2 protein-coding genes are annotated in these 1,935 nt (G+C 75.3%); one reads left to right on the top strand and one right to left on the bottom strand.

The genetic code is table 11. The features are described from left to right. Positions 1-504, top strand: a 504-nt coding sequence (locus tag ACFXPK_RS13350) for a substrate-binding domain-containing protein (protein ID WP_385074795.1), incomplete at its 5' end; no start/stop codon positions are given. A 12-nt stretch (positions 505-516) separates the two neighbouring features. Here the strand turns inward: ACFXPK_RS13350 and ACFXPK_RS13345 are convergent. Next, entirely contained in the window at positions 517-1,797 is a 1,281-nt protein-coding gene (locus tag ACFXPK_RS13345) for a DUF6986 family protein (protein ID WP_385074792.1), read from the bottom strand. Positions 1,798-1,935 lie beyond the last annotated feature (138 nt).

Genomic DNA, 1,935 nt, shown 5'->3' with positions numbered 1-1,935 from the left:
GGCTCCGCCCATCACATCGGCCCCGCCCACCGCAGGATCGGCTTCATCGCCGACCACCCCGGCATCCACACGGCGGGCGAGCGGCTGCGCGGCTACCGCACCGCCATGGCGGACGCCGGGCTGGCGATCGACGACGGCTGGGTGTCGCTGGGCACGACGGCGCCGCGCCGGGTCCAGGAGGCGGTCGTCGCGATGCTCGGCGCCCCCGAGCCGGTCACGGCGATCTTCACCGGCAACAACCGCGTCACGGTGACGGTGGTACGGGTCCTGGCGGCCCATCACCGGCCGGTCGCGCTCGTCGGCTTCGACGACATCGAACTGGCCGATCTGCTGGCCCCCGGGCTCACGGTCGTCGCGCAGGACGCGGCGACCCTGGGCCGTACGGCCGCGGAGCGCCTCTTCCACCGGCTGGACGGCGCCGCCGACGCGCCGTCCCAGGTGGTGCTGGCCACGCGGCTGATCGCCCGGGGCTCCGGGGAGATCCCGCCGCCGGCGGACGGCTGACGCACCACGGCGTCAGGCCCGGTGCCCGGGGAGCGCGAAGCCCTCCAGGTCGCCGCGGGTCAGACCGGTGAGCCGGGTGACCTCGTCGTGGTCGAGGGCGCCGCAGTCGAGTCCGCGCAGCAGATGGCCGCTGAGCGCCTTGGCGGTGGCGGGCTCGTCCATGACGGCGCCGCCCGCCTTGGCCACGTAGGCGGACAGCCGGGCGGCGGCGGGCTCCAGGCCCTCGCGGTAGAAGGCGTACACGGCGGCGTAGCGGGTCGGGAGGTGGCCCGGGTGCATGTCCCAGCCCTGGTAGTAGGCGCGGGCCAGGGCCCGCCGCGTGAGGCCGTGGTGCAGCCTCCACGCCTCGTGGACCTGGGCGGTCGGGCCGACCGGGAGGACGTTGGTGGAGCCGTCGCTGACCCGGACCCCGGTCCCGGCCGCGGCGACCTGCATGACGGCCTTGGCGTGGTCGGCCGCCGGGTGGTCGCTCGCCTGGTGGGCGGCGCTGACTCCGACGCAGGCGCTGTAGTCGAAGGTGCCGTAGTGCAGCCCGGTGGCCCGGCCGCCGGCCGCGTCGATCATGCGGGCCACGGTGGCGGTGCCGTCGGCGGCGAGGATGGCCTGGCTGGTCTCGATCTGGATCTCGAAGCCGATCCGGCCGGGCCGCAGACCGTTGGCCGTCTCGAACGCCCCGGCCAGCCGGGCCATCGCGGCGACCTGCTCGGCGTACGTCACCTTGGGCAGCGTCAGGACCAGCCCGTCGGGGAGGCCGCCCGCGGCCATGAGGCCGCTGAGGAAGATGTCGAGGATCCGGATGGAGCGCGCGCGTACGGCCGCCTCCAGGCACTTCACGCGGATGCCCGTGTACGGGGCCGCCGTGCCGGTGGCGTACGCCTCGTGGACGAGCCGGGCGGCGCGGGCCGCGGCCTCGTCCTCCTCGTCGTCCGGGCGGGGACCGTAGCCGTCCTCGAAGTCGATCCGCAGGTCCTCGACGGGCTCGCGGACCAGCTTGTCCCGTACCCGCTCGTACACCGGCCCGGCCAGCGCGTCCGAGAGGCCGAGGACACGGGCCAGCGAGGCGGCGTCGGGGGCGTGTTCGTCGAGCGCGGCGAGCGCCTGGTCGCCCCAGGAGCGGACGGTGCCCGCGGTGAAGGTGTCGGCGGGCACGTAGACGGTGTGGACGGGCTGGCGGGTGCCGGGGTCGCCCGGGTAGCGGCGGGCCAGTTCGGCGTCGACGCCCGCGAGGGAGGCACCGACGGCCTCGGTGACCGCCGCCGGGAGGCTCGTGGCGATCTTTTCGTGCTGGCCCATTCCCGCACCCTTCTTCTTTCCGTCCTGCGGAATCGATAATCCGTTGCCGGAAGTTAAGCCGCAGGTCCCGGCCGCGTCAATGGCGACCCGGGGCCGCCGCCGGGAAACGGCGCGGGGCCGCGCGGTGGAGTCCACCGC

The sequence above is a fragment of the Streptomyces sp. NPDC059142 genome, assembly GCF_042755665.1.
Lineage (GTDB): Bacteria > Actinomycetota > Actinomycetes > Streptomycetales > Streptomycetaceae > Streptomyces.
Note: the sequence above shows the minus strand (reverse complement) of the source record. Positions and strands in the feature narration are given on the sequence as shown.

Bases quoted from the DNA above. Each gene is read 5' to 3' on its own strand.
- ACFXPK_RS13345 (WP_385074792.1), bottom strand. From the start codon at position 1,797: ATGGGCCAGCACGAAAAGATCGCCACGAGCCTCCCGGCGGCGGTCACC.